This window comes from Desulfofundulus sp., from assembly GCF_049701015.1.
GTDB lineage: Bacteria > Bacillota > Desulfotomaculia > Desulfotomaculales > Desulfovirgulaceae > Desulfofundulus.
Genome location: NZ_JBNATZ010000410.1, coordinates 1 through 1373 on the forward strand (window position 1 = coordinate 1; position 1373 = coordinate 1373).

The 1373-nt window shown below is 46.6% G+C and carries 2 protein-coding genes; both read left to right on the forward strand.

What is annotated here, in order from left to right; all coding sequences use genetic code 11:
• On the forward strand, window positions 1–914 hold a 914-nt coding region (locus ACPLUI_RS14945), incomplete at its 5' end, for an ATP-binding domain-containing protein (protein WP_424661032.1).
• 75 nt (window positions 915–989) lie between these two features.
• On the forward strand, window positions 990–1373 hold a 384-nt coding region (locus ACPLUI_RS14950; protein ID WP_424661033.1), incomplete at its 3' end, for a DNA cytosine methyltransferase.

Genomic DNA, 1373 nt, shown 5'->3' on the forward strand with positions numbered 1-1373 from the left:
AGATGGGCAATTTGCGCATCGAGACTCTGCACAGTTATTTGATAGGTTGCCTTAAACAGAACAATAGTCTACCATCTCGGAGAAATCTTTCACAGGACGAGTATTACCGGCGGATAATCCCGGAAGCTTTTCTGAAAATGGTGGACAGTGGAAAATATGTGGCAGAGTTTGATACCCTGATAGTGGATGAAGGGCAGGATTTGTTACGGCTGGAGTATATCATGTGTATGGATGCAATTGTCAGGGGCGGTATGAAGGATGGAAACTGGCACATCTGCTATGATCCGAATCAAAATATTTATAATCCTGACCTGGACGAAGGGCTTGCAATGATTCAGGAATACCGGCCGGTAATACTCCATCTTGACACCAACTGCCGCAATACCCGTCCGATAGGCATCTACAATGTGCTGGCCACAGGAATGCTTCCGGCCAGATATTTAAAGGTTGACGGAGAAGATGTTGTTAGGGAGAGCTACACGGATTTTGCCGATGAGAGAAATCGGGTCGTCAGGGCGGTAAAGAAACTGGTTTCTCAGGGAATTCCACCGGGAAAAATCTGTTTGCTTTCCAGATACCGCTTTGAAAAATCGTGCCTGCAGGGGAAAAACATCTTTCATGGCATCTGTAGCTTTCAAAACATTACCGATCTCGATCCGGCACATGTGCTCGAAGACAGCCTGAAATTCTGTACAATTCACAGTTTTAAAGGTCTGGAAGCGCCGGTGGTTTTTTTACTGGATGTAGAGAGTTTTGCTGACGAGCAGGCCCGACTGCTAAACTATACCGCAATTTCCCGGGCAACAACTTTATTGTTTATTTATTACAGACGCGATCTGGATAAAGAATGGGACATTATGGTACAGCAATCAGCCAGGTTTCTGGAAGGACTTCAGGATGAACCCGGCTGCTGAGGTGCCGGGCAAAGAAAATTTAAGGATAATATTGCAAACATATCTTAAATTACAGGGTAATTTTCTCCAGATTGATTGAGGGAGGAGATTATTCTGGCTACCTGTTATCGCATACTGGATTTATTTGCCGGAATAGGTGGACTGTCCTATGGTTTCGAGCTGGTCAAATCGCCGGATGGCGGTCCGGCTTTTGAACTTGTTTGTGCCGTGGAAAAAGATCATTATGCCTGTGAAACTCTCCGGGTGAATCTCAAGCGTTGCGGTCGTAATCCGGATGTTGTTCTGGAGGCCGATCTCACTGATCCCGAAACCCACCGGCAGATTATTGATAGGTGCCGGGGTCAGGTGGACGTTATACTGGGCGGTCCTCCGTGTCAATCTTTTTCCTCAATTGGAGCACGCAGTGCGGCATGGCGGGTAAGAGAAAAATGGCTGAATGATGATCGAGACCGGCTTTAC